At 67.7% G+C, this 25,403-nt stretch carries 25 protein-coding genes; 11 read left to right on the top strand and 14 right to left on the bottom strand.

Translation table 11 applies throughout. The features are described from left to right. Positions 1–42 precede the first annotated feature (42 nt). The 6 genes from KHC19_RS12165 to KHC19_RS12140 all read right to left on the bottom strand — a co-directional run bounded on the left by KHC19_RS12165 (position 43) and on the right by KHC19_RS12140 (position 6,783). On the bottom strand, positions 43–1,323 hold the full coding sequence (locus KHC19_RS12165) for a TRAP transporter large permease (RefSeq protein WP_213352625.1): 1,281 nt from the start codon (positions 1,321–1,323) through the stop codon (positions 43–45). Beyond that, the gene (locus tag KHC19_RS12160) at positions 1,320–1,916 is read right to left on the bottom strand and encodes a TRAP transporter small permease (RefSeq protein WP_213352624.1); all 597 of its coding nucleotides are present in this window, start codon (positions 1,914–1,916) and stop codon (positions 1,320–1,322) included. The genes KHC19_RS12165 and KHC19_RS12160 overlap by 4 nt, the downstream gene beginning before the upstream one ends. 226 nt (positions 1,917–2,142) lie before the next feature. Further along, positions 2,143–3,150, bottom strand: coding sequence for a TRAP transporter substrate-binding protein (locus tag KHC19_RS12155; RefSeq protein WP_213352623.1), 1,008 nt, complete (start codon positions 3,148–3,150; stop codon positions 2,143–2,145). Between the two features lie 98 nt (positions 3,151–3,248). Then, positions 3,249–4,100: a phosphogluconate dehydrogenase C-terminal domain-containing protein gene (locus tag KHC19_RS12150; RefSeq protein ID WP_213352622.1), complete on the bottom strand. Its 852-nt coding sequence runs from the start codon at positions 4,098–4,100 to the stop codon at positions 3,249–3,251. Beyond that, on the bottom strand, positions 4,097–5,521 hold the full coding sequence (locus tag KHC19_RS12145) for a four-carbon acid sugar kinase family protein (protein ID WP_213352621.1): 1,425 nt from the start codon (positions 5,519–5,521) through the stop codon (positions 4,097–4,099). The genes KHC19_RS12150 and KHC19_RS12145 overlap by 4 nt, the downstream gene beginning before the upstream one ends. Next, entirely contained in the window at positions 5,518–6,783 is a 1,266-nt protein-coding gene (locus KHC19_RS12140) for a ribulose-bisphosphate carboxylase large subunit family protein (protein WP_213352620.1), read from the bottom strand. The genes KHC19_RS12145 and KHC19_RS12140 overlap by 4 nt, the downstream gene beginning before the upstream one ends. Positions 6,784–7,188: 405 nt before the next feature. Here KHC19_RS12140 and KHC19_RS12135 point away from each other — a divergent pair, with 405 nt between their 5' ends. The 7 genes from KHC19_RS12135 to KHC19_RS12105 all read left to right on the top strand — a co-directional run bounded on the left by KHC19_RS12135 (position 7,189) and on the right by KHC19_RS12105 (position 13,875). Continuing rightward, positions 7,189–7,851 carry a helix-turn-helix domain-containing protein gene (locus tag KHC19_RS12135; protein WP_213352619.1) on the top strand — a complete coding sequence of 221 codons (663 nt, stop codon included), beginning with the start codon at positions 7,189–7,191 and terminating at the stop codon, positions 7,849–7,851. Positions 7,852–7,986: 135 nt separating this feature from the next. Continuing rightward, the gene (locus KHC19_RS12130; protein WP_378297110.1) at positions 7,987–9,039 is read left to right on the top strand and encodes an extracellular solute-binding protein; all 1,053 of its coding nucleotides are present in this window, start codon (positions 7,987–7,989) and stop codon (positions 9,037–9,039) included. A gap of 220 nt (positions 9,040–9,259) precedes the next feature. Beyond that, positions 9,260–10,126 (top strand): ABC transporter permease, encoded by an 867-nt coding sequence (locus tag KHC19_RS12125; protein WP_213352789.1) that lies wholly within the window; start codon positions 9,260–9,262, stop codon positions 10,124–10,126. Further along, on the top strand, positions 10,126–10,920 hold the full coding sequence (locus KHC19_RS12120) for an ABC transporter permease (RefSeq protein WP_213352618.1): 795 nt from the start codon (positions 10,126–10,128) through the stop codon (positions 10,918–10,920). The genes KHC19_RS12125 and KHC19_RS12120 overlap by 1 nt, the downstream gene beginning before the upstream one ends. A gap of 3 nt (positions 10,921–10,923) precedes the next feature. After that, complete coding sequence (locus KHC19_RS12115) at positions 10,924–12,045, top strand: ABC transporter ATP-binding protein (RefSeq protein WP_213352617.1); 1,122 nt, start codon at positions 10,924–10,926, stop codon at positions 12,043–12,045. Between the two features lie 25 nt (positions 12,046–12,070). Then, on the top strand, positions 12,071–13,456 hold the full coding sequence (locus tag KHC19_RS12110; protein ID WP_213352616.1) for an NAD(P)/FAD-dependent oxidoreductase: 1,386 nt from the start codon (positions 12,071–12,073) through the stop codon (positions 13,454–13,456). A 59-nt stretch (positions 13,457–13,515) separates the two neighbouring features. Further along, positions 13,516–13,875: a cupin domain-containing protein gene (locus KHC19_RS12105; protein WP_213352615.1), complete on the top strand. Its 360-nt coding sequence runs from the start codon at positions 13,516–13,518 to the stop codon at positions 13,873–13,875. 50 nt (positions 13,876–13,925) lie between these two features. Here the strand turns inward: KHC19_RS12105 and prpB are convergent, their stop codons facing one another. The 4 genes from prpB to KHC19_RS12085 are packed head-to-tail and all read right to left on the bottom strand — an operon-like array spanning position 13,926 to position 17,822. After that, positions 13,926–14,831: a methylisocitrate lyase gene (prpB, locus tag KHC19_RS12100; RefSeq protein ID WP_213352614.1), complete on the bottom strand. Its 906-nt coding sequence runs from the start codon at positions 14,829–14,831 to the stop codon at positions 13,926–13,928. 41 nt (positions 14,832–14,872) lie between these two features. Further along, positions 14,873–16,387 carry a tripartite tricarboxylate transporter permease gene (locus tag KHC19_RS12095; protein ID WP_213352613.1) on the bottom strand — a complete coding sequence of 505 codons (1,515 nt, stop codon included), beginning with the start codon at positions 16,385–16,387 and terminating at the stop codon, positions 14,873–14,875. 1 nt (position 16,388) lies between these two features. After that, on the bottom strand, positions 16,389–16,829 hold the full coding sequence (locus KHC19_RS12090) for a tripartite tricarboxylate transporter TctB family protein (protein ID WP_213352612.1): 441 nt from the start codon (positions 16,827–16,829) through the stop codon (positions 16,389–16,391). A gap of 9 nt (positions 16,830–16,838) precedes the next feature. Next, a complete protein-coding gene (locus KHC19_RS12085) occupies positions 16,839–17,822 on the bottom strand; it encodes a Bug family tripartite tricarboxylate transporter substrate binding protein (RefSeq protein ID WP_213352611.1) in 984 nt (327 codons plus the stop codon). 112 nt (positions 17,823–17,934) lie between these two features. Between KHC19_RS12085 and KHC19_RS12080 the strand changes: the two genes are divergently transcribed. Next, positions 17,935–18,615, top strand: a complete 681-nt coding sequence (locus tag KHC19_RS12080) for a GntR family transcriptional regulator (RefSeq protein ID WP_343207703.1) — start codon at positions 17,935–17,937, stop codon at positions 18,613–18,615. Between the two features lie 78 nt (positions 18,616–18,693). Here KHC19_RS12080 and KHC19_RS12075 read toward each other — a convergent pair whose 3' ends face one another. From KHC19_RS12075 to KHC19_RS12060, 4 genes are all read right to left on the bottom strand, one after another. Next, entirely contained in the window at positions 18,694–19,323 is a 630-nt protein-coding gene (locus KHC19_RS12075; RefSeq protein WP_213352788.1) for a pyridoxamine 5'-phosphate oxidase family protein, read from the bottom strand. 114 nt (positions 19,324–19,437) lie between these two features. Next, positions 19,438–20,334 carry an alpha/beta fold hydrolase gene (locus KHC19_RS12070; RefSeq protein ID WP_213352609.1) on the bottom strand — a complete coding sequence of 299 codons (897 nt, stop codon included), beginning with the start codon at positions 20,332–20,334 and terminating at the stop codon, positions 19,438–19,440. A gap of 203 nt (positions 20,335–20,537) precedes the next feature. Further along, on the bottom strand, positions 20,538–21,434 hold the full coding sequence (locus tag KHC19_RS12065; protein ID WP_213352608.1) for a LysR family transcriptional regulator: 897 nt from the start codon (positions 21,432–21,434) through the stop codon (positions 20,538–20,540). 122 nt (positions 21,435–21,556) lie between these two features. Continuing rightward, entirely contained in the window at positions 21,557–22,234 is a 678-nt protein-coding gene (locus tag KHC19_RS12060; protein WP_213352607.1) for a GntR family transcriptional regulator, read from the bottom strand. Here KHC19_RS12060 and KHC19_RS12055 point away from each other — a divergent pair. From KHC19_RS12055 to KHC19_RS12045, 3 genes are read left to right on the top strand one after another with little or no spacing between them, the layout of a single operon-like run. Further along, entirely contained in the window at positions 22,233–22,946 is a 714-nt protein-coding gene (locus KHC19_RS12055) for a tripartite tricarboxylate transporter TctB family protein (protein WP_213352606.1), read from the top strand. The genes KHC19_RS12060 and KHC19_RS12055 overlap by 2 nt on opposite strands. Positions 22,947–22,956: 10 nt before the next feature. Then, a complete protein-coding gene (locus tag KHC19_RS12050) occupies positions 22,957–24,471 on the top strand; it encodes a tripartite tricarboxylate transporter permease (protein WP_213352605.1) in 1,515 nt (504 codons plus the stop codon). Next, complete coding sequence (locus KHC19_RS12045) at positions 24,471–25,376, top strand: isocitrate lyase/PEP mutase family protein (protein WP_213352604.1); 906 nt, start codon at positions 24,471–24,473, stop codon at positions 25,374–25,376. The genes KHC19_RS12050 and KHC19_RS12045 overlap by 1 nt, the downstream gene beginning before the upstream one ends. Positions 25,377–25,403 lie beyond the last annotated feature (27 nt).

Below are 25,403 nucleotides of genomic sequence, written 5' to 3'. Positions count from 1 at the left end.
GTGGTACGTTGAGTATACCACGGCCTGTTCATGCCTCGCTAGTCAATGGCCGATAAGGCGTGCCGGCCACATGACGAGCTCCGGGAACAGCACCATCAGCAGCAGCGCGACGAATTGCACCAGCATGAAGGGCCATACCGCCTTGATCAGATCCTCCATGCCGATGCGGGCGACGCCGGAGACCACATTGAGCACCGTGCCGACCGGTGGGGTGATCAGTCCGATCGAATTGTTCACGATGAACAGCACGCCGAAATAGACCGGGTCGATGCCCGCGCTCTTGATGATCGGCATCAGCACAGGGGTCAGCACCAGGATCGTCGGGGTCATGTCCATCGCGGTGCCGACGATGATCACCACCGCCATGATGGCGAGCAGCAGCAGCGTCTGGTTGTCCATCAGGGGCTGCAGCAGGGCGACGAGATCGCTCGCTATGTCGGAGACGGTGATCAGCCAGGACGACACCAGCGCCGCCGCCACCAGGAACATCACCACCGCTGTGGTCTTGGCGGCGGTGACGAACACGCCGTAGAGCTCGCCGATCTTCAGCTCGCGATACACGCAGGTGGCGACGAACAGCGAATAGACCGCGGCGACCACGGCGGATTCGGTCGGCGTGAATACGCCGAGCTTGAGGCCGACGATGATGATCACCGGCAGCATCAGCGCCCAGGCTCCGTCGATCAGTGCGCGGCCGAGCTCGCGCGGGCTCTGCCGGGGAGGCGGGACGAGGTCTTCCTTGCGCACCTCCCACCACCACGCCAGGGCCAGGGCGACGCCGATGATCAGGCCGGGCACCAGGCCGGCGAGGAACAGCTTGGTGATGGAGACGCCGCCGATCACGCCGAAGATCACGAAGCCGATGCTCGGCGGGATGATCGGCCCGATGACGCTGGACGCGGCGATGAGGCCGGCCGAGCGCGGCTTGCTGTGCCCGGCTTTCACCATCATCGGCACCAGCAGGGCGGAGAGCGCGGCGGCATCCGCCACAGCCGAGCCGGACAGCGCCGAGATCACGCAGGCGGCGAGGATGGCGACATAGCCGAGCCCGCCCTTCACATGGCCGACCGCGGCGAGCGCGACATTGACGATGCGCTTCGACAGGCCACCGGTGTTCATCAATTCGCCGGCGAGCATGAAGAACGGCACCGCCATCAGCGGGAAGGAGTCGGCGCCGTTGATGATGTTCTGGGCAATGATCTGCGGATCGAAGATGTCGAGATAATGCATCAGCGCCACGCCGGCGAGCAGCAGCGCGAAGGCGATCGGCATGCCGATCGCCATGGTGCCGAGCAGGGAGCTGGCGAAGACGAGGATGGTCATGAGACGCCTCCCGCGCGGCGGCCGAGGGCCACGCCGTCGAAGCCTTCGCGCTCGGCGAGGTGGCGGCGCTGGATCTCGTCGACGTCCTCCTCCTCCGACTCGCGGATGGCGACCAGCTCGGCCTCGCTCGCCCGGCCGCTGAGGACGCGGTAGAGGCCGCCGAGCAGGATCGGGATGGTCGAGATCGCGAACACCAGCCCGACGCCGTAGAACAGCGCGACCGAGAGGCCGGAGGCGGGGGCGACGACGTCCCAGTTGATGAGGCTCTGCTGCCAGCTGCCGACCAGCAGCAGGATGATGGCGTAGAGCATCAGCGCGTAGCTCACCACGAAGCAGAGCTTCTTGCCCCACAGCGGCAGGCGGCGCACCAGCGAATCGACGCCGAGATGGCCGTGCTCGCGCAGCGCGACGATGGCGCCGAGGAAGGTGAGCCAGACGAACATCCAGCGCGAGACCTCCTCCGACAGCGTGATGCCGGAATTGAAGCCGTAGCGCAGCACGACATTGCCGAACACCAGCACCACCATTGCCGCCAAAAGCAGCGCGATGAGCGCCTTCAGCAGCGCGAAATAGGCATCGACCAGTCGCGACACGGCCCTTCCTCCCGAGAATCTGCGCGATGGCAGAGCGCCCTCATCCTGAGGTGCCCGGCTTCGGCCCGGCCTCGAAGGATGCGCCTCCGAGGGCGGCGCTCTGCTTCAACCTCCTTCGAGGCCCGCCTGCGGCGAGACCTCGGGACGAGGTTGCTTTCCAGAATGCGGCCGGTCCTCCCGGAGGCGGCCTCGCGGCCGTTCCGGGGGGACGACGAAGCCTCGAGGCTCAGTGCGTGCCGGCGATCGAGGTCTGGGCCTGACGCACCAGCTCCTCGCCGACGCTCGGGGCGTATTTGTCGATCACCGGCTGAAGCTTCGCCTTGATCTTGGCGGTCTCCTCGGGAGACAGCTCGTTGATCGCCATGCCCTTCGCCTTCAGCTCCGAGATGATCTTGGCGTCCTCGGCGCGGCTCACCTGGCGCTGGTAGGTCTTCGCCTCGTTGCAGGAATCGACGAAGATCTTCTGCTCCTCGGGGGAGAGCTTGTCCCAGAGCTTCTTGCTCATGATCATCGCCCAGGGCGAATAGGCGTGCTTGGTTACGCTCACATATTTCTGAACTTCGTTCAGCTTGTTGACGTAGATGATGCCGTAGGGGTTTTCCTGGGCGTCGATCGCGCCGGATTCCAGCGCGGTATAGACCTCCGGCCACGGCATCGGCACGGCGTTGGCGCCGAGCGTCTTGAAGGCGTCGATATAGACCGGGTTCTGCATGGTGCGGATCTTCAGCCCCTCGACATCGGCGGCGGTGGTGATCGGCCGCTTCGAATTGGTCACATGGCGGAAGCCGTTCTCGAAGAAGCAGAGCCCGACGAGATTCTTGTCCGACAGCTTGGCGAGCAGGGTCTGGCCGACCGGGCCGTCGACCACCGCATCGGCCTCCTTCTCGTTGCTGAACAGGAAGGGGAAGTCGAAGATGGCGTATTCCTTGACGAGGCCGACCAAGGGCGCCGTCGAGGTGCCGACGATGTCCTGCACGCCGCCCTGCGTGGCGGAGATGGTCTGCGTCTCCGAGCCGAGCTGCGTCGCCGGATAGACCTTCATCTTGATCTTGCCGCCGCTCTTCTGGCCGACCAGCTCGACGAACTTGTTGGCCCCCTGGCCGAGCGGATGCGCCTCGAAGGTCGAGTAGCCGAATTTCAGCGTGCGGTCCTGTACCTGCGCCGAGGCGGCGGTGGAGACGAAGAGCGAGGCGACGAGCGCGGCGCAGAGGCGTCCGCTGACGAGTATGGGCATGGCTTCCTCCGGGAATGGTTGCTGGCCGCCGTGCCCGTTCGGATCTTCGGCGGGGGAGGGAGGCGGCAGGCCGCCTCCCGGGTCGTCACGCCGGCCGACTACGCGGCCTTGGGCGGGTTGCAGATTTCCTCGACCGAGCGCTGCACCGCCTTGGGATCGAAGATCCGCTCCAGCCAGCCTTCCTTGAAGATCTGCGGGCGCGCCTGGTCGATGGCATAGAGCGCGCCGTCGGAGAACTTGCCTTCCGGGAAGATCTCGAAGGCGATGGCGAGCTCGATGGTGAGGTGGCCGAGCAGGAAGTCGGTCGCCGCCTGGCGCGGCACGCCGCGACGCACGGCCTCGTCGGTCGCTTCGCGCAGCGCAAGGCAGAGCGTGGCGCCGATGGTCTCGGCGAGCGCCGGCTCCATGATGGCGATCTGCTCGACCGTGCAGCGATGCGCGCGCATCACCGGCTTGTAGATGTTGCGGGCGATCTGCTCGCACTGGGCATAGTGCTCCTCCGGCCCCTGCATCAGCGCGCAGACGATGTGCTGCTTGGCGTGCACGCCGCCGAAGAAGTCCTTCTTGGCGGCTTCCGTGACCTCGTCGTTGAAGATCGGCGGGTGGCAGGGATGGGTGACGAAATAGGTCACGTCGTCCCGCTTCGGCAGCTCGCCGGCATGGGGGGCGGCGGCGTCGAGCATGATGATGGCGGTGTTCGGCTTCACCTTCTCGATGAAGGTATGGGCGATCTTGCCGATCATGCGGTCCGGCACCGCCATCAGCACCGCGTCGGATTCGGCGATGGCGTTGTCGCCATCGACGCAATCGATGCCGGTGGCGGCCTTGAGGCGCTTGCGGCCCTCCTCGGAGGGCTCGACATGGAGCACCTCATAGGCCGAGTCCTTGAGGTTGGTGGCAAGGCGCACGCCCATCTTGCCGCCGGCGCCCAGCAAAGCGATCTTCTTCATGTCCCGTACTCTCTCCTGGTCCGATGATTGGTGGCGTTGGCGCCCAAACCCTTGGCCGCCGGGAAGAAATCGGGCGTCCCCATCTGGCCGCCCTTGAAGCTGATCTCGAGCCCGTCATGGGCATCGTCCGCATAGGCGCGGCAGAGGGGGGAGCCCGGCGCCAGCGGCGCCAGCGCGGTGACCGCATAGATGCCGAGCGCCATGCCCGCGTGACCCGACGTGTCGCCGCCGGAGATGACGGCGCGCGCCAGCCCGCCCTCGCGCACCACGCGATCGAGCGCCCTGCCGAGACCGTCGCCGATGCGGGCATTGACATCGCCGGTCGAGGCGCCGCTCGCCGCGATAGCGGCGTTGAGCGCCGGCACGGCCGGATCGTCCGGCCCGCTGGCGGTGAAGATCAGCGGGTCCCGGCCTTCGCCGAGCGTCCGCAGCGCTTCCTGTACGCCGCGCCCGATCTCCCTGGCCCAGCTTTCGGCATCGACCGCGCGCGTGGCGTCGAGCCGGATGCCCGCGAAGCCGTTGTCGAGCGCGACGGCGATCTGCCCGGCGGTGATCGGCGAGCAGGAGCCGGAGACGACGGCGATGCGCTCGCGCGGCGTGATCTCGTTCGCAACCGTCTCGCGCGGCAGCAGGCCGGCGGCGCGCCAATACGCCACCAGTGCGTATTCCAGCCCCTGCGAGCCGACGGTGAACAGCCGGTCGCCGCGATGCGTCCAGACGAGGCGGCCGGCGGCGATCAGCGTCTCCTCGTCGAGCACGTCGAGAGCGACGATGCGCGCGTGGTTCGCCAGCTCGCGGGCGAGCCGGGCGTCGCCTTGCCCGGCCTTCAGCGCGACGAAGTCGACGAGGCCGATGGGGAGGGCGGTCTGGCGGGCGAGGTGCGCCCGCACATCCGCCTCGTGCATCGGCGTCACCGGATGGCGCGCCATCACCGGATGGCGGTCGAGCCGGTAGCCGGTGCCGTCAATGGCGGCGAACAGGTGGCCGAACGCCTGGTAGCGGGCAAGGGCCGGCGCGCCGACGACGAGCGGGTGCCAAGCGCCGCCGAGGATCGGCTCGGCGAGCTCGATCGCCTTGCCGATGGAGCCGACATGCGGCGCGGAATCGAAGGTCGAACAGATCTTGTAGTGAGAGATGGGCGCGCCCAGCGCGGCGAGCTGCCGGAACACCGGCGGCAGATGCTCCGCCATCCAGTCCGGCGACTGCGAGCGCGCCACGCCGGCGACGCCGAGCGCCCGGAAGTCCTTGAAACGGGCGATGCGCTCCGGGGTCGGTGCGCCGAGGAACAGCACGGTCGGCACGCCGGCGAAGCTCAGCACCTCCATCACCGCGGAGGAGCCGGTGTAGTCGTCGCCATAGAAGGTGAGCAGCCGCCCCGCGGGCAGCGCCTCCTCCCGCGCGCTGTGGATCGCCGCGCTCATGCCGCGTAGGTCTCGAGCGCGCGGGCGAGCGCGCGGTGGTCGCGGGCATAATCGGCGAGCGGCACGCGCGCCATCGCCGCCTCCCAGCCCTCGCGCAGGCTGGCGACGCCGGCGGCCGGGCCGTCGGGATGCGCCATGATGCCGCCGCCGGCGGCGAAGATCAGGTCGGCCGAGCCGAGCGCCTCATAGGTGCCCGGCGCCTGCTTCGCCGACTGGCCGGACGAGAACACCGGCATGGCGATGCAGGGCTTCTCCTCGAACATCGGGGTGAGGCATTCGCGCGCCGAGGCGATGACGCTGTCGTCCGCCTCCGAGAACTTGTTGGAGAGCCCGTTGACGTGCATGTGGTCGGCGCCGGCGAGGCGCCAGATCTTCTGCCACGCCACATAGGACCAGCCGAGCATCGGTGCGCGGGACAGATACCCCCAGCCATTGCGATGGGCATGGATCGGCAGCTCGGTGAAGCGGCCCAGCTCCACCATGCCGACGAGCCCGACCGAATTCAGGCTCGCCATGATGCAGGTGCCGCCCTCCTTGAGCACGAGATCATGCCGGCGGCGCATCTGGTCCAGCTCGCCGGTCAGGTTGAAGGCGAACATCACCTTCCGGCCGGTACGGTCCGCATGGTCGTTGATCACGCGCATGACCGCGCGCACCCGCTCGTCGAACGGACAGGCCGGCCCGTCGGACTGCAGCTCGTCGTCCTTGATGAAGTCGATACCGGCCTCGCACAGCAGCTTCACGAGATCGGCCGTCTCCTGCGGGCCGAAGCCGACGCTCGGCTTGACGATGGTGCCGATGATCGGGCGCCCCTCGATGCCGGCAAGGCGGCGCGTGCCCGGCACGCCGAATTTCGGCCCGCCATAGGCCTCGGCGAAGACCGCCGGCAGGCGGATATCGAGGAGGCGCAAGCCGGAGAACTGCTTCAGTTCGAACAGGTTGCCGGCGACGGTGGCCGTGAGGTTGGGCAGGGACGGGCCGATATTGTCGATCGGCCAGGACAGCGTCACCCGCGCGCGGCGGATCGGCGCGTCCCCGTTCTTCGGCCGTCCGGCGCCCGGCAGCGAGGGAGCCTCGGCGTTCTCGGTGATCTCCAGCGCCTCGATGCGGGCGGCGGAGCGTTCCTTCAGCTCCGGCGTCTCGCCCGGCACCGGCACGAAGGTGCCGCTCGACTGCTCGCCCGCCATGGCCTCGGCGGCGGCGCGCGGATCATAGGCGGTCTCGATCAGATAGTCGGCTTCGATGCGGGTGGGAGAGGCCATGCGCGCGTCCTGTGCAGGGAGCGGGGCGTGCGGACCGGGCGTCGGATCGCATTGCCGCGCGGCGCGCACGAGCGCGACGGCGGGCGCTGCGACAATCCTTGGCGTTTCCAATCCCGCGAGCCCCTGTGGCTCACTTATCTATTGAGATAGTGATTATACCAGATGATGATCAGTAGCAAGCTTGCATCCGGCCGTTGGCGGCGGAGGGCGCCCGACATCAGGGTAGGGCTGCGGCAAGCTGGCGGGAAAATGGGCGAAAGACTTTACGCGCTGTGAAGTCGTTTCATTCGAATCTGCATCGATCAGCTTGATATTGCAGCTTATTTTGCGATGCAGCGGACGCAGGTCCAGATAAGTAAGTATTGTTACTTTACATGCTGTGAAGTGCTTGTTAGCGTCGCGTTCATGATGGATGCGGGTGCAGCGAAAGAAGCGGGCGAGGCCGCTATCGAGGGGCGCGATGCCGGCGTTCTGGCGGCGCGGCTGAAGCGTTTCCGGCTGGCGCGCCGCTTGTCGCTCCGCCAATTGGGCGAGATGACCGGAACCAGCGCGAGCTTCCTCAGCCAGCTCGAGCGCGGGCGTTCCGGGGCGAGCCCGTCGACCCTCATCCAGATCGCGGGGGCACTCGGCATTCGCGTCGCCGATCTGTTCGGCGACCAGCCGGCGCCGGTCAATGCCGTGCTGAAGCGCGGCCAGCGTCCGGCGCTTCCCGAGAATGGCGGCTGCCGCAAGACGCTGGTGTCACAGCGCCCGCTGCACGAGTTCGAGGTCTATATCGGCGAGTTCGACATCGGCGGCACGACGGGAGAGGCGCTGTACACCCATGGCGGCCATCACGAACTGCTCGTGGTGCTGCGCGGCATCGTCGGGGTTCATCTCGCAGACGAGACCCATGTGCTGGAGGAGGGCGACAGCATCGAATACGCGCCCTCGACGCCGCACAAGACGGTCAATCTCGGCAATGGACGGGCGGAGGTGATGTGGATCATCGCACCGGCCACGTCCTCCGCCGAAGAGCTCGATCTTTATGTGACGTGGAAGCCGCCGGTGGCGGACAAGAAACGATAACACGCCGCAGAAAGACATAACGCGCCGCGACAGTTTCCAGATGAAGCGGCCACTCTGCTGACAGAGGAGAGGGGAATAATGATGAAGACGCATGACGGAGTTTCCAGCCGCGCCCGCGGAACCTGGTCGGGCGTGATGGCGGCGGGCCTTGCCGTCGCCCTCTCGGCGGCGCCGGCGCTCGCGCAGGACAAGCCGGTGGCGGGCGAGGTCAAGGAAGGCGCGCTGAAGGGCAAGACGCTGACCTTCGTGTCCTATGGCGGCATCTACCAGGACGGGCAGATCGCGGCGCTGCAGGATTTCGTGCAGAAGTCCGGCGTGCGGCTGCTCAGCGACGGCCCGACCGAGATCGCCAAGGTGCAGGCGCAGGTCGAATCCGGCAACGTCACCTGGGACGTCGTCGACACCGCCGATTTCCCGCCCTACGTGCATTGCGGCACGCTGTTCCAGAAGCTCGACATGTCGAAGCTCGACGTCTCGCACATACCGAAGGGACAGGTCGGCGAGTGCAGCGTGCCGGCGATGAATTACGGCGTGATCATCATGTACAACAAGGACAAGTACAAGGATAACCCGCCGAAGGACTGGAAGGACTTCTTCGATACCGCCAAGTTCCCCGGCGTGCGAGCCATCGACGGCAGCGGCGATCCCGTTCCCGGCCTGATCGAGCAGGCCTTCATCGTCGATGGTGGCGACGTTTCGAAGATGACGCCGGCGGACATCGGCAAGGGCATCGCCAAGATCAAGGCGCTCGGGCCGGACACCATCTTCTGGAAGACCGGCGCGGAATCGCAGCAGCTCGCCGAATCCGGCGAAGCCGACATGATCATGATGTGGACCGGCCGCGCCATGACGGCGGCGAAGAACGGCGCCAACTACGCGCCGGTGTGGAAGAACTGGCTGGTGGTGATGGACCAGATCACCATTCCGGTTGGCGCCAAGGACACCGATGCCGCCTATGCGCTCATCAATGCCTATCTCGGGAAGAAGGCGCAGGAAGTGCTGACCGAGAAGACCTCCTATTCGCCGATCAACACCGAGGCGAAGCCGAAGGTCGACGACTTCACCGCCGCCTATCTCACCAATACGCCGGAGCGCGTGGCCCAAGGCTACCAGTACAACATGCCGTTCTGGGTGAAGAACTATGCGGCGGCCGGCGAGAAGTGGACGGAGTTGATGGCCGGCAACTGAGGCCGCCGCATCGGCTTCCGGCGGCGATGCGGGATGAGGGCGGCGGTGACGATGTCCCGCCGCACCGATCCGGCCGCCTCGTCGCCTTCGCCTCCACATGCGTTTTCCTCGCCATGGCCTGGAGAAGGCGCCCTGCGGGCCGCTCCAGGTGCCCATCCGGCAGCCATCTGCGCAAGGTGATCCCGTGAGCCTCCCCACGTCAGATCCGGCCGCGGCCCCCATGCCGGCAGCGCCACCCGCGAAGGGAGCGCGCAAGGCGCCGCGCTTCATCGCCGGCCCGCTCTGGCTCACCGTGCCGGCGCTGGTGCTGCTGGTGGCGGTGGTCGGCTATCCGCTGCTCATCATCGTGCTGCGCAGCTTTTCCGAGCCCGCCTGGGGCGTGCAGAACTATGTCTGGTTCTTCGGCACGCCGGTCAATCTCGTGGTGCTGCAGCGGACCTTCGAGGTATCCGCCTGGGTGACGCTGGCCTGCGTGATCTCAGCCTATCCCTATGCCTACATGATGACGGTCGTCGGCCCGGCGATGCGCATGCTGCTGATCCTCTGCGTGCTGGTGCCGTTCTGGGTCTCGGGGGTGGTGCGCACCATGGCCTGGGTGATCCTGTTGCAGGATTCCGGCGTCATCAACTCGCTGCTGAAATGGGCCGGCCTCGGCACCGTCCGGCTCATCCGCACCCAGCTCGGCGTGGTGATCGGCATGACGCAGGTGCTGCTGCCCTTCATGATCCTGCCGCTCTACTCGGTGATGCGGGGGATCGACCTGCGGCTGGTGCAGGCGGCGCGCAGCCTCGGCGCCCGCCCGTCCCGCGCCTTCCTGCAGGTCTATCTGCCGCTGTCGCTGCCCGGCGTCTATGCCGGGGCGATCATCGTGTTCATCCTGGCGCTCGGCTTCTACATCACCCCCGCCCTGCTGGGCGGCCCGCGCAGCGTGCTGCTGTCGACGCTGATGCAGAACCAGGTGCTGAGCCTGCTCAACTGGGGACGCGGCGGCGCCATGGGCGTGGTGCTGCTGGTCGCGACCTTCGTGCTGCTCGCGCTCGCCGCGCCGCTGATGCGGCAGCGGCACAAGCAGGGGGCGCGCCGGTGATGCCGATGCAGAAACACACCCGCCTCATCCTCGGCCTCGTCTGCCTGCTCGTCGCCGTCTGGCTGGTGGCGCCGACGCTGGTCGTCATCCCCATGTCGTTCAACGCCAACAAGTCGCTGGCCTTCCCGCCGGTCGGCTTCTCCTGGCAATGGTACGAGAACTTCCTCACCAATCCGGACTGGTCGTCGAGCTTCTTCAACTCGCTGAAGGTGGCGACCCTCGTCGCCGTGCTGGCGACCGTGCTGGGCACGCTCGCCGCCTTCGGCCTCGACCGCATGCGGAGCGCGACGGCGAGCGGGATCCTGCGCATGCTGCTGATCACGCCGATGGTGGTGCCCGGCGTGGTGCTGGCCATCGGCATCTACGCCGTCTATCTCGACGCCCATCTGGTCGGCACGCTCGGCGGCTTCGTGCTGGCGCACACCATCCTGGCGATCCCCTTCGTGATCATCGCCGTCTCCGCCAATCTCGAGGTGTTCGACAAGCGGCTGGAGACCGCCGCGGCGAGCTGCGGCGCCGGCCGGCTGACCGCCTTCCGCACCGTGACGCTGCCGCTGATCCTGCCCGGCATCCTCTCGGGCCTCCTGTTCGCCTTCGTCACCTCGTTCGACGAGATTATCGTCGCGCTCTTCATCTCCAACCCGTATCTGAAGACCCTCCCGGTCCAGATCTTCACCAGCATCACCCGCGACGCCGATCCCACGGTGGCCGCGGTCGGCACGGTCCTGTTCCTCGCCACGTCGCTGGTCATCGCCGGCGGCCTGCTGCTGGGGAACCGGCGGAGGAAAAGCTGATCCATGAAGAGCACCCTCGCAACCGCTGCCGCCAAGGGCGCGGCCATCGACATCGTCTCCGCCATCAAGCGCTATGGGGCCTTCACGGCGCTGGACGACGTGTCGCTGCACATCGAGCCCGGCGAGTTCATGACGCTGCTCGGGCCGAGCGGCTCGGGCAAGACCACGACGCTCAACGTCGTCGCCGGCTTTACCGAGATCACCTCGGGCGAATTGACCGTCGGCGGCACCAGCATGGTCGGGGTGCCCGCGCACAAGCGGAACATCGGCGTGGTGTTCCAGCACTACGCGCTGTTCCCGCACATGAATGTCGGCCGCAACGTCGCCTATCCGCTCACCCTGCGCGGCGTCGGCCGGGCGGAGCGCGAGCGGCGGGTGGCGCGGGCGCTCGACATGGTGAAGATGGCCGACTTCGCCCATCGCTATCCGAGCGAACTGTCCGGCGGCCAGCAGCAGCGCGTGGCGCTCGCCCGCGCCATTGTGTTCGACCCGCCGATCCTGCTGATGGACGAACCGCTCGGCGCGCTCGACAAGAAGCTGCGCGAATGGCTGCAGCTGGAGATCAAGCGCATCCATCGCGAGCTCGGCACCACCTTCGTCTACGTCACCCACGACCAGGAGGAGGCGCTGGTGCTCTCCGACCGGATCGCGGTGTTCAACCACGGCAGGATCGAGCAGATCGGCACCGGCCGGCAGCTCTATGACGAGCCGGCGACGCTGTTCGTCGGCAAGTTCATCGGCGATTCCACCGTGCTGCGCGGCGAGGCGCGGGTCTCGGGCGAGGAAACCGCGATCACCATCGCCGGCGAGACCGTGACGACGCGCCGGCGCATCGCCGATGGCGCGCGCCCGGTCATGCTGCTGCGTCCCGAAAAGCTGTCGCTCGCACGTCCCGGCGCCGGCGCGGGCGGCCGCAACCGCCTGTCCGGCGAGATCGCCGAGGCGATCTATCTCGGCTCCGGCTCGAAATACGAGGTCCGGCTGCGCGACGGCTCGACCGCCATCGTCCGCTCGCCGCTGGAGGCGGAGAGCTTCGCCATCGGCGACGCCGTGTCGCTCTGCTTCGCCGAGCGCGACGCCAAGCTGCTGGCCGACGACGACCAGGCCGACCTCATCCTCACCTGACCATCCCAACCCGAAAGCCGCCGCCATGGACGTGAAGACCAACGGCAACATCTCGTTCTGGTATGCCGATATCGGCGGCATACCGGCGCCCCGCTCTCCGCTGCCCGGCGATGTCGAGGCGGATGTGTGCATCGTCGGGGCCGGCTATACCGGCCTGTGGACCGCCTATTACCTGCGCAAGGCCGACCCTTCGATCCGCATCGTGATGGTGGAGCGGGAGTTCGCCGGCTTCGGCGCCTCCGGGCGCAATGGCGGCTGGCTGTCCGGCGGGTTCTGGTGGTCGCGCGAGAAATATCTCAAGACCTCCACGCGCGGCGGCGTCGTCGACATGCAGCGTGCCATGGCCGGCACGGTGGACGAGGTCATCGCGGTGGCGCAGGCGGAGGGCATCGACGCCGACATCGTCCGCGCCGATAACCTCAACGTCGCCGTCAACAAGCCGCAGCTCGACCGGGCGCGAGCGGAATACGAGACGATGCTGCAATGGGAGATGCCGTCCGAGCGGGTGGAGATGCTCGATGCGCGGCAAACCACGGCGCGCATCAATATCCGCAACGCACAGGGCGCCTTCGTCATCCGCGACATGGCGCGGGTGCAGCCGGCCAAGCTGGTGCGCGGCCTCGCCGAAGCCGTCGAGCGCCTGGGCGTGCCGATCTACGAGCAGACGGAAGTGACCCGCATCGAGAAAGGCCGGGTGACGACCAATCGCGGCACCGTGCGCGCGCCGCTGATCATCCGCGCCACCGAGGGCTTCACGCCGGGGCTGCCGGGCTATGAGCGGGCGATCCTGCCGCTGAACAGCGCGCAGATCATCACCGAGCCGCTGCCGCCATCGCTGTGGGACGAGATCGGCTGGAAGGGGCACGAGCTGCTCGGCGACTACGCCCATGCCTATTGCTACGCCCAGCGCACCCGCGAGGGGCGCATCACCATGGGCGGGCGCGGCGTGCCCTATCGCTTCGGCTCGAAGACCGATGTGCGCGGCCAGACGCAGCAGGCGACCATCGACAAGCTGAAGGCCATTCTCGACCGGCTGCTGCCGCAGGCCTCGGGCGCGCGCATCGACCATGCCTGGTGCGGCGTGCTCGGCGTGCCGCGCGACTGGTGCACCAGCGTCGGCCTCGATCCCGCGACCGGCATCGGCTGGGCGGGCGGCTATGTCGGGCTCGGCGTATCGAGCTCCAATCTCGCCGGCCGCACGCTGAGCGACCTGGTCCTGCGCCGCGACACCGAGCTGACCCGGCTGCCCTGGGTGAACCGCACGGTGGCGCCGTGGGAGCCCGAGCCGCTGCGCTGGCTCGGCGTGCACAGCATGTACCAGCTCTACCGCATCGCCGACGAGCGCGAGGAGGCGGGGCTCGGCCACACGTCGCGCCTCGCGCATATCGCCGACCGCATCACCGGTCATTGACCCCTGTTTGCCACGGGCGCCGGGGCGCCCGTCCGCTTCTATCCGCTTTGGAGTTTCCCATGATCGATCTCGAGACCTATCCGGGCGCCGCCACCATCGATCTCGGCCCGGCCCAGCTGAAGCCGACCTCGACGACCGGAAACCAGTTCGAGGCGGCGAAGGCGCTGTTCACCTCGGAGGATGGGCGGGTCGAGATCGGTCTGTGGGAATGCACGCCCGGGCATTTCACCGCCGACCGCTCCACCTCCTCGGAAATCTGCCACGTCATCTCCGGCCGGGCGAGCCTTGCGCGCCGCGACGGCGAACTGCGCGAGATCGGCCCCGGCGACGTGCTCGTGCTGCCGCGCGGCTGGACGGGGGCATGGACCATCCTCGAGACGATGCGCAAGCTCTACATCCTGCATCACGACGCCGGGTGACGCGCGGGCGGCATCGGGAGGCCGTGCCGCCGGCGGCCGCGTCGCTGCCCCTAGGACGGAAGCACCGTGGTGACGATCGACCGGTCCAGTGCCTCGTAATCGAAGTAGCGGATGGTGTCGTAGAGTTCGGCGCGGGTCTGCATCCGGCCGATCAGCGCCTTCGGCGTGCCGGCGCGACGGATTTCGTCGAAGAGTTCCTCCTGCGCCTTGGCGGCCACCCGCAGCGAGGAAACCGGCCAGATCACCATCCGGTAGCCGAGTTCCTCGAATTCCGCGGCGGTCAGCGCCGGGGTGCGGCCGAACTCGGTCATGTTGGCGAGCAGCTTCACGCCCGGCAGGCGCTGCGCCACGTCGCGGAACATGTCGACCGAGGTCAGCGCTTCCGGGAAGATCGCGTCGGCGCCGGCTTCCAGATAGAGCCTGGCGCGCGCCACCGTGCCCTCGATGCCCTCGCTGGCGGCGGCATCCGTGCGCGCGATGATGACGAGATCGCGGCGGGCCCTGCGGGCGGCATTGACCTTGGCAGCCATGTCCTGGGGCGAGGCGAGATGCTTGTCGTTCAGGTGCCCGCATTTCTTGGGCAGGATCTGGTCCTCGATCTGCACCGCGCCGGCGCCGGCATCCTCGAAGCTGCGGACCATGTGCATGACGTTGAGCGCCTCGCCATAGCCGGTGTCGCCATCGACCAGGACCGGAAGGTTCGAGGCGCGGGCAAGCTGGCGGATGTGGAACGCCATGTCGTCGACGGTCAGGATGCCGAGATCCGGCACGCCCATCGCGGCGCTCACCGCCGCACCCGACAGATAGAGCGCCTCGAAGCCGGCATCGCGCGCCTGGATGGCGGCAAGCCCGTTATGGGCGCCCGGCATCTGCAGGATCGTGTCGCGCTCGATCAGGGAGCGGAAGCGCGCGCCGGCCGGGGCGGCGGGAAGATCGGCGCTGAGGAGGTAGGTCACGGCGTTGATCCTTGTGGAGATGCGGTTGAACCGAAGCGGCCTCAGCCGCCTTCGCTGTCGGAGACGGTGCGGATGCGCCGGCCGAGATGCGGCGCCAGCACCGGCACCAGCAGCGTCAGCGCGGCGAGCAGCCAGAACAGGATGGCGACCGGCGAGGAGAACAGGGCCATCGGGTCGCCGTCGGAGATCGAGAGCGCGCGCCGGATGTTGTCTTCCAGCAGCCGCGCCAGCACGAAGGCGATGAGCATCGGGATGAGCGGGATGCCCATCTTGCGCATCGCATAGGCGGCGATGCCGATGCCGGTGGTGAGCAGCAGCTCGAACATCGAGTTGGTGGCGGCGTAGACGCCCGCGAAGGAGAGGCCGAGCACGCCGGGGAACAGGATCCAGTTCGGCACCAGCAGCAGGCGGGCGAACAGGCCGACCAGCGGCAGGTTCAGCACCAGCAGCATCACGTTGCCGATATACATGGAGGCGATCAGCCCCCAGGCGATCTCCGGTCGCTGGGTGAACAGCAGCGGGCCGGGGGTGATCGAGTACATCAGCAGCGCGCCGAGCATGACCGCCGTGGTGCCCGAGCCGGGAATGCCGAGCGCGAGCATCGGCACCATCGAGGCGGTCTGCGCCGCATTGTCCGCGGTCTCGGGCGCGGCAAGGCCCCGCATGTCGCCCTTGCCGAAGGTGTCGTTGCGGTTCGAGACCCGCTTCTCGGCGGTGTAGGCGAGGGCGGAGGCCACCGCCGCCCCGGTGCCCGGCAGCACGCCGAGGAAGAAGCCGATGCCGGTGGCGCGCAGCATCGCCGGCAGGCACCGCACGAGTTCGCCGATCTTCAGCCGGTCGCCGGAGCCGAGATGCGTCACCGCGCCCGACCGCATGCCCTCGGCGACGATCAGGATTTCGCTGACCGCGAACAGGCCGATCGTCAGCGTGGTGAAATCGATGCCGCCCAGCATCTCCAGCGAGCCGAAGGTGAAGCGCTCCACGCCCGAGCCGCCGTCGATGCCGATCATCGCGCCGAGCAGGCCGAGGCAGATCGCCGCCCAGGTCTTGGCGGTGCGCCCCTGTCCCATCGTTGACAGCAGGGCAAAGGCGAGCACCATCAGCGCCACATATTCCGCGGGTCCGAACGCGACGGCGAGGCGGGCGATCGGCACGGCGAGGAAGGTGAGCAGCAGGACGGTGAGCGTGCCGCCGACGAAGCTGCCGATGCCGCTGAGGGCCAGGGCCGCCGCGCCGCGGCCCTGGCGGGCGAGCGGGTAGCCGTCGAGCGTGGTCATGACCAGCCCGGGATCCCCGGGAATGTTCAGAAGAATGGACGAGATGCGTCCGCCATAGCCCGAGCCGTAATAGATGCCGGCCAGCAGGATCAGCGCGCTCTCCGGCGGCAGCTTGAGCGAGAAGCACAGCGGCAGCAGCAGCACGATCGCGTTGATCGGGCCGATGCCCGGCAGCGCGCCGATCGCCGTGCCGAGGGCGGCGCCGGCAAGGGCCAGCGCCAGGTTGAACGGGGTGAAGGCGACGCTGAAGCCGAAGGCCAGCGAGGACAGCGCTTCCATGTCAGATCCCCAGCGGTCCGCGCGGCAGCGGCAGGCCGAGCAGGGTATCGATCAGCAGCAGGAAGGCCGCGGCGAGCGCGAGCGAGGCGATCGCCGTGCCCACCGTCGGGCCGCGGAAGGCCTTGCCGCAGGCGAAGCAGAGCAGGGCCGTCGCGGGGACGAAGCCGAGGAATTCCAGCGCCAGCGGATAGAGAAAGCTCGCACCGGCGACCACGGCGACCCGGCCGTAGTCGCCGACTTCCCACTCGATCTCCTCGGGCCGCAGCAGGATGGAGGCGCCGGCGATCGCCAGCAAGGCCCCGACCACCATCGGGAACGCCTTCGGGCCGACCGGGTCGGCCGCGAAGGGAACGTCCAGCGACCAGGCGTGCCAGATCGCGCCGATGCCGATGAGAAGAAAGAGAGAGCCGGTGATGCGGTCCCCCGACAACCCTGCCTTCATGACCAGACCTCAGTTGCCGGTGGTCTTCAGGCCGACTTCGGCGGCGAGCTTGCGGAAGGCGTCGGTGCGCTGCTTGGCGAAGGCGTCGAAATCCGGGCCGACCAAGTCATAGGCGAACAGGCCCTGATCGGTGCGCACCTTCTGCCATTTGGGATCGGCATTGAGCTTCTTCAGCGCATCGACCCAATAGGCATATTGCTCGTCGGTGATCTTCGGCGGCGCGTAGAAGCCGCGCACGATCGGCCACTGGACGTCGTAGCCCTGCTCCTTGGCCGTGGGCACGTTGGCGAAGACGCCCGGCAGCCGCTCCTCGGAGAAGGTGGCGAGCACGCGGATCTCACCGGCCTCGAGCTGGCCCTGCACTTCCGAGGCATCGCCCGGCACCGCCTGGATGGTGCCGCCGAGCAGCGCGGCCAGCGCTTCGCCGCCGCCTTCATAGGACAGGTAGCGCATCTTGCGCGGATCCACGCCTGCCGCCTTGGCGACGAGAGCCGGCTTCATCCAGTCCTGGCTGCCGACCGTGCCGCCGGCACCGATCGTCACCGAGCCGGGATCCTTCTTCAGCGCGTCGACGAAGTCCTGCAGCGTCTTGTAGGGGCTGTCCTTGCGCACGGCCAGAACGCCGTAATCCGCGCCGATGGCGCCGAGCCAGCGCACGTCGTTCTCGGTGAAGCGGCCGAACTTGCCCTGGGCGAGGTTGACCCAGGAGCCGGTGGACACGGCGATGATCACGTTGGGATCGTTGGGGCGCCGGGCCTGGATGTTGTTGTAGGCCACCGCGCCGATGCCGCCGGGCATGTTGGTGGTGCGGATCGTCGGCTTGACGATGCCGAGCTCGTTGAGCTGCTGGGAGGTGACGCGGCAGGTGAGATCGAAGCCGCCGCCCGGCGCAGCGGGTGCGATGCATTCGGGGTTGGCGGGCTGGAAGTTCTGGGCTGACGCGGCGCCGGCGAGGGCGAGGCCGGCAGAGACGGCCAAAAGCAGGCGTATCATCTGGTTATCCTCCCTAATTTTCATTATTGTCGACACATCGCAGAGAATCGCCGTGACTGCAAGTCATGGAACGAGGATTGATCGGGAGGGGTCTCTGGGTTTGCCCGCTAACGTGTCGACAAGAATCGTTCGCCCGGAGAGTGATCGCCGCGCGAACCAGTCCGATGCGCTGTTCGACATTCTGACGTCGGCGATCATGGCCGGGCGCATCCGGCCGGGCGAGAAGCTGAACGAGCCGGCGCTCGCCGACGAGTTCGGCGTCAGCCGCGCGCCGGTCCGCGAGGCGCTGCGGCGCCTTCAGGAGAAGGGGCTCGTCACCCATGTCGCCCATCAGGGCGTGCGGGTGATCTCGCCGACGCTGGAGGATTTTCTGTCGCTGCTCGACGTGCGCGAAGCGCTGGAGGGAATGGCCAGCCGGCTGGCGGCGACGGCTATGACCGATGCCGAGCTCGAGCAGCTCGCCACCATCGTCGACCGGCACGGCGAGGACCTGCACTCCAACCCGGAGGGGCCCTATGTCCAGAACGACTTCGACAACGACTTCCACGTGCGCATCGCGGTGGGCTGCCGCAATCCGGTGCTCACCGGGCTGCTGTGCGAGCAGTTCTATCCGCGGCTGAAGCTCTGCCGCTCGCGCCACGGGCTGCTGAAGGGGCGCGGGTTCGCCGCCTGGAAGGAGCACCGGCGCGTCCTCGCGGCGCTGGTCGAGCGGGACGGCGACGTCGCGGAAATCCTCATGCGCCGCCACATCCGGTCGGCGCGCGAGGCGCTGCTGGCAACGGTGCCATCGTGACCTCGCCGGGCCGGCGCCGGCCCGCAAGGCGGCTGCCCAGCGAAGCCGTCGCGCCGGAGCGGAGACGGGCGGGTGCGATCAAGCGTCGCCACGGTTTTCGAGCTGCGCGCGCAGCGCCGCGTTCTCGGCCTCCAGCCGGGCAAGGCGTTCATGGAGCGGAAGGATCGCCCGCGTCACCTCCGCCTCGGTGAAGCGGGGGAGGATGTGCTGCTGGCAGTTCCAGTCGAAGGCTTCCAGCCGCAGCCGGAAAAGCCGCTCGGGCTTTCCCCGGTACGCGACATCGACGACCCGTTCGGCCAGGGCCGGATCGGCGTCCAGTGCCAGCTTCTCGACATGGGCGTAGATCTTGAGGCGCGCGCGCCGTGGATAGTCCATGAGGATGAGGCACGCCCGGTCGTTCGCCGCGAGATTGCCGGTGCTGACATATTGCCGGTTGCCGCGATAATCGGCGAAGGCCAGGGTCCGGTCGTCGATCATCTTCAGGAAGCCAGGCGGCCCGCCGCGGTGCTGGACATAGGGCCAGCCGGTCTCCGAGACGGTGGCCATGTAGAAGCTGTCGCGCTCCGCAATGAAGGCGGTCTCGTTCTCGGTGAAGCGGTCGAATTCGCGATGCCCCTCGAAATCCGTCCAGAGGCGATCGGCTCCCATCTCCGCCTGCGCGGCCCGGACGCTCGGGGTGATGGCAATATCCAGAAACCCATAAGACATGACGGTTCTCCAGGGTGAAGCCGGGGCGGGAGGCGCACGACCATCCCGGCGGCTCGCGCCGTCGGGCATTCTACTCCCGACGGCCTTCGTGCGGTTGCGGGCGCCGGTGCGCGGTCAGCGCGCCGCCACGGCGCGATCGAGGAAATCGCGGATGAGCGGGGCCATTTCGTCGAGCTTGTCTTCGAGCGCGAAATGGCCGGTATCGAGAAGATGCAGCTCGGCGGCCGGCAGGTCGCGGAGATAGGGATGGGCACCTTCCTCGGGAAAGATGGTGTCGTTCTTGCCCCAGACGATCAGCGTCGGCGGCTGGCGCTCGCGGAAAAACTGCTGGAATTGCGGATAGAGCGGAACGTTGGTGCGGTAGTCATAGAGCATGTCGAGCTGGATATCCCGGTTGCCCGGCCGGTCGAGAAGCGCTTGGTCGTGCACCCAGTTGTCCGGGCTGACGCGCGACGGGTCGCGGACGCCGTCAACATACTGGAACCGCGTGGCATCGAGGGTCACCAGCCAGGAAAGCGCGTCCCGGTGCTCGGCGGAACCATCCGCCCAATAGGCCTTGATCGGGTCCCAGAACGCGCGCAACCCCTCTTCATAGGCATTGCCGTTCTGGACGATCAGACCGCTGACCCGCTCGGGATGCTTGAGAGCGAGGCGGTAGCCGACGGGCGCGCCGTAATCCATGACATACATGGCGTAGCGCGTGACGCCCAGCTGGCCGAGCAGCGCATCCACCATGTCGGCATAGCGCGCGAAGGTGTAGGAGAACGCCGTGTGATCCGGGGCGTCGCTCTGGCCGTAGCCGGGATAGTCCGGGGCGATGACGCGATACCGGTCACCCAGCAGCGGCATCAGGTTGCGGAACATGTGCGACGAGGTCGGGAAACCGTGCAGAAGCAGCACGACGGGCCCGTCGGCCGGCCCGGCCTCCCGGTAGAACATCTCGACGCCGTCGACCGTCGCGAAACGGTGGTGAATGGTGATCGGCGCGTGGGACGTGATCGGTCGATTCATGATGTCCTCCTCGTGGTCGAGAGCGGTGAACGGCTCGATGTCCGCCTTGCGAGGAGAGATAGCCCCTGTCGCCGGATGCTTTAATCGGCAAAACGCGGAAGTTATTGTTCCGTTGATCGGAACAATCCGTCAGGCCCGAACGATAGGATGTGAGGAGGGGGCGGACACGGAGGACGCCCGGAGCGCCATTCGATGGCGTGGCGTCAGTTGAACAAGCGGTTCGCGCGCAGGCGTTCGACCGCCAGGTCGACGAAGGTTCGCACCTTGGCAGGCGCGCGCCGGCCTTCCGCATGCACGACATGGATCGGCACCGGCTTTTCTTCATGCTCGGTCAGCACGGCCTGCAGGCGTCCCTCCAGCAGGGCAGGGCCGATCTGGTAGGAGAGCACGCGGGTGAGCCCCCAGCCCTGTTCGGCGGCGGCGATCGCGGCCTCGTTGGTGTTGCACAAAAGGCGAGGGCGAACGGTGACGCTGGTCTTTCCGTCCTGTCCGAAGCGCCATTCCGGCGAGGCCCAGGCCGCCGTCGCCGCGATGATCCGGTGATGCGCCAGGTCGCCGGGCTTCCGCGGCATGCCATATGTGTCGAAATAGGAGGGGGCCCCGCAGATTACCCGCCGGACCGAGCCGACCCGGATGGCGCTGAGGCCGGAATCCGGCAGGTGGCCGATGCGGATGGCGACGTCGATGCCTTCCTCGACGATGTTCACCACCCGATCCACGAACAGGCTGCGCCCGGTGACCGCCGGATAGCGATCCAGATATTCGAGAAGGATGGGCAGCGCGTACATCTGGCCGAACATCACCGACCCGGTGACGATGAGCGTGCCGGTGGGATTGGCATGAATGCCGGCGGCCGATGCCTCGGCATCGGCGATATCGGCAAGGATGCGGCGGCAGTCATCGAGATAGCGGCTGCCCGCCTCGGTCAGCTTCACCGATCGCGTCGTCCGGGTGAGCAGCCGGACACCGATCTGTTCCTCCAGCGTGTGGACGGCCCGCGTGACCGCCGGCGGGCTCATGTGCAACTGGCGGCCGGCCTCGGCGAAGCTCTCCGTCTCGGCAACCTTGACGAACACCCTCATGGCCTGCCAGCGATCCATTCCCACCTCCTTCGACCGCATGGCCGCCGGTGAAGCTGCTCGCGGTCGTGGCCGGCGGTCAATGCGTCACAGCGCGGTGACGGCCGATCGCGGGAGGAATTCCGGTCGGCAGGCCCGGAACGTCACCGGGAGGCGACATCCGTAAGCTGGCCCTCGTCCATGGTGTGGGCGGCGGCCCGGCGGATGTGGGCCCGCATCAGCGACTCGGCGAGGTCGGCATCGCGCGCCTTGATGGCGCGAATGATCTGCCAGTGCTCCGAATAGGCGTCATGCTTGCGCTGGGGCACATGTCCCTTGATGCGCCGCATCATCCGAAGCAGATGGTAGAGGTCGCCATACAGGGTGGAGATGAGCCGCGCATTGCCGCTCGCCCGGATGATCCGGGAATGGAAGTCGAAGTCCGACAGCGATTCCGGCTGGCCATCCCTCAAATAGTCCTGCCGCGCCGTTTCGAGGGCGGCGATCAGTTCGGCGAGATCCTGATCCGACATGCGTTCGGTCACGAGACGGCAGGCATAGCCCTCCAGGGCCTCGCGCATCTCATAGAGATCGGCGAGCGCCTGCCTGGAAAGCTTCACGACGCGCGCCTTGGCGAAGGGTTCGCGCGTCACCAGCTGGATGCCCTGCAGCCGCCGGACGGCTTCGCGGATGGGCCCGCGGCTCACCTGGAAACGCACGGCCAGCGCCGCTTCGTTCACGACGGAGCCGGGGGCGAGATCCCCGCGATAGATCATGTCGAGCATCTGCTCGAACACGCGCTCGCCCAATGTCGAGGCTTCGGAAGCGGTTCTGTCGACCATGCGCAATCTGATGCTGCATCTGCGTTATTGTCAACAGATATGGGGCGAAAATCCGAGTGTTAGGCAATTCAAACTCAAAAGTGTTGACACTTTGAGCGTCATTGAGGTTCAAATGGCAAAACGCCGACAGAGAGCGGCGAGTGGGAGGGACGACATGGGTCAACGAAAAGACGTGGCCTCGGCCATGACGCCGCGGATCGGCGAGGGCTCGTCCGCCGGTCGGAAACGCCTGCCGCTTCGGCTGTCCGGCGCCGGGTGGCGACAGGCGGCGTTCGGGTTTTCCGTCTTCGTGCTCGGCGGAGCGGCCGCCATGCTGACGAGCCGGTTTCCTGTCGGGTTCAGCTATGATTCCGCCGGCCCCCGGCTGTTTCCTGGTCTGGTGGCCGCCGGGCTGATGCTCAGCGGGCTGTGCGCCGTGACCGATGCGGTGACCAGTCCGGCCAGCCAGGACGACGAGGAGTACGACCTGCTTCCGGTCGCGCTGATCGCGGGGACCCTGCTGGTCCAGATATTCATCCTGAAATGGGCGGGCTGGCCGCCGACCGCGGCGATGGTGTTCGCGGTGACGGCGTGGGTGATGGGGAGCCGCAATCTTCTGCGCGATCTCGCCATAGGGCTCGGCTTCGGCATCGTGACGCTGCTCGTCTTCAATGTCGGCCTCGGTCTCAACCTGCCGCTCGGCGTGATCGCCGGCCTGTTCCCGGCCGGGTGAGGGGGAAGTGATGGATACGTTCCTCGCCTTGCTTCACGGCTTCGAAGTCGCCCTCCAGCCCCTCAACCTGTTCTGGGCCGCCGTCGGCGTCACGCTGGGGACGGCGGTCGGCGTGCTGCCGGGCATCGGCCCCTCGGTCGCCATCGCGCTGCTGCTGCCGATCACCGGCGGGCTCGACCCGACGCCGGCCTTCATCATGTTCGCCGGCGTCTATTACGGCGCGCAATATGGGGGCTCGACGGCTTCCATCCTGCTCAACACCCCCGGCGAATCCGGGGCGATGATGACAGCGCTCGACGGGCATGCGATGGCCCGCAAGGGGAGGGCGGCGCAGGCGCTGGCGACGGCGGCGATCGGCTCCTTCGTCGCCGGCACCATCGCCACGATCGGCCTGACGCTGGTGGCGCCGCTGCTCGTCGACCTCGCCCTGCTGCTCGGCGCGCCCGAATATTTCGGGCTGATCGTGCTGGCGCTCGCGGTCATCACGACCATTCTCGGCAATTCGCTGTCGCTCGGCTTCATCTCGCTGTTCCTCGGCCTGCTGATCGGCTGCGTGGGCCTCGACCCGCAGACCGGGCAGGCGCGGTTCTCCTTCGGCGCGATGGAGCTGCTGGACGGCATCGACACGGTGATCCTCGCCATCGGGCTGTTCGCCGTCAGCGAGATTCTGTTCGCGGCCTCGCGCGCCCGCTACCACACGGAGGAGCTTTACCGGCTGGCCGGCAGCCTGTGGATGAGCGCGCAGGACTGGAGCCGCTCGTGGCGCTCCTGGCTGCGCGGCACGGCGATCGGTTTCCCGCTCGGCGCCTTGCCGGCGGGCGGTAGCGAACTGCCGACCATATTGTCCTACACGCTGGAGCGCCGTCTCTCTCCCCACAAGGAGGAGTTCGGAAACGGCGCGATCGAAGGCGTGGCCGGCCCGGAGGCGGCCAACAACGCCTCCGCCGCGGGCGCCATCGCGCCGCTGCTGGCGCTCGGCCTGCCGACCTCCGCCACCGCGGCCATGCTCCTCGCCGGCTTCCAGCAATTCGGCATCCGGCCGGGGCCGCTGCTCTTCGAGACCAACGCCTCGCTGGTCTGGGGCCTGATCGCCAGCCTCTATATCAGCAACGTGCTGCTGCTCGTGCTCAACCTGCCCATGGTGGGGCTGTGGGTGCGGCTGCTGACGCTCCCGCGCCCGCTGCTGTTCGGCGGCATCGTGGCCTTTGCCTCGCTCGGCGCCTACACGCTGAACTACAACACCTTCGACCTCGCCCTGCTGTTCCTATTCGGCCTGCTGGGGTTCGTGATGCGCGTGGTGAACGCCCCGGTCATCCCGGCGATCCTCGGCCTGATCCTCGGGCCGCTGCTGGAGCAGCATCTGCGCCGCTCGCTGGCCATCGGCGAGGGCAGCCCGATGATCCTGTTCGAGCGGCCGATCTCCTGCACGCTGATCCTGCTTGCCATCGTCGTGGTGCTGTCGCCCCTGGCGGTGCGCATCTGGTCGGCGCGCGCGGACCGGCGCGCTTCGACGGGAGCGGCATGATGAGCGCCCGTGCCACGTTCCGTTCGCTGCTGGAGGCACCCGAGCTCCTCATCCTTCCGGGTGTCTACGACGCCTTCTCCGCCCGTATCGCCGAGAGCGTCGGCTTCCGGGGCCTGTCCGCCGGCGGCAATTCGACCACGGGCGGGCTGCTCGCCGGGCCGGATCTCGGCCAGTCCAACATGCGCGACATTGCCGACGCCTATGGGCGGATCTGCGACGCGGTGCAGATACCGGTGACCGTGGATGCCGATACCGGCTTCGGCTCGGTGCACAATACCTGGCAGATGGTGCGCGCCTTCGAGCGCGCCGGCGTCGCGGCCATCCAGATCAACGATCAGGCATTCCCCAATCGCTGCCACTATTTTCCCGGCCGGCAGATCGTGCCCGCCGCCGAAATGATCGGCCGCATCAAGGCGGCTCTCGATGCGCGACGCGACACCTCCCTCAGCCTCGTCGCGCGGACCGATGTGGGTGCCGAGAACCTCGACGAGGCGATCGAGCGCTGCCAGCTTTATCTCGAAGCGGGAGCCGACTACGCCAAGGCGCAGGGCATAGACAGCGAGGCCGGTCTTTCCCGTCTCGTCGCCGAGGTGCCCTGTCCGATCACCGCGACGCTGTCGCAGGCCGCCGACAACGACCTGCTCGACTTCGCCGACATGGAGCGCATCGGCCTGGCCGGGGTGACGCTTCCCACCATCGCCATCTACGCCGCCATGCAGGGCCAGCTCGCGGTGATGCGGGCGCTGCGCGAGGGCAGGTCCTTCCGCGCCATAGGCGCCACGCTGCCCAGCGCCCAGGCCTATTACGAACTCGTCGGGCTGCACCGCGAGATGGAGCGGGAGCTCGAATTCGAGAAATCCGCCGCGGCGGTGATCGACGCCGCGCGGGCACGCCGGGACCCATGAACGACTAACGACCGGCGACAAAAACAA

The organism is Ancylobacter oerskovii, assembly GCF_018390555.1.
Lineage (GTDB): Bacteria > Pseudomonadota > Alphaproteobacteria > Rhizobiales > Xanthobacteraceae > Ancylobacter > Ancylobacter oerskovii.
The sequence above is the reverse complement of the archived record's forward strand: the minus strand, read 5'-3'. Positions and strand labels throughout refer to the sequence as shown.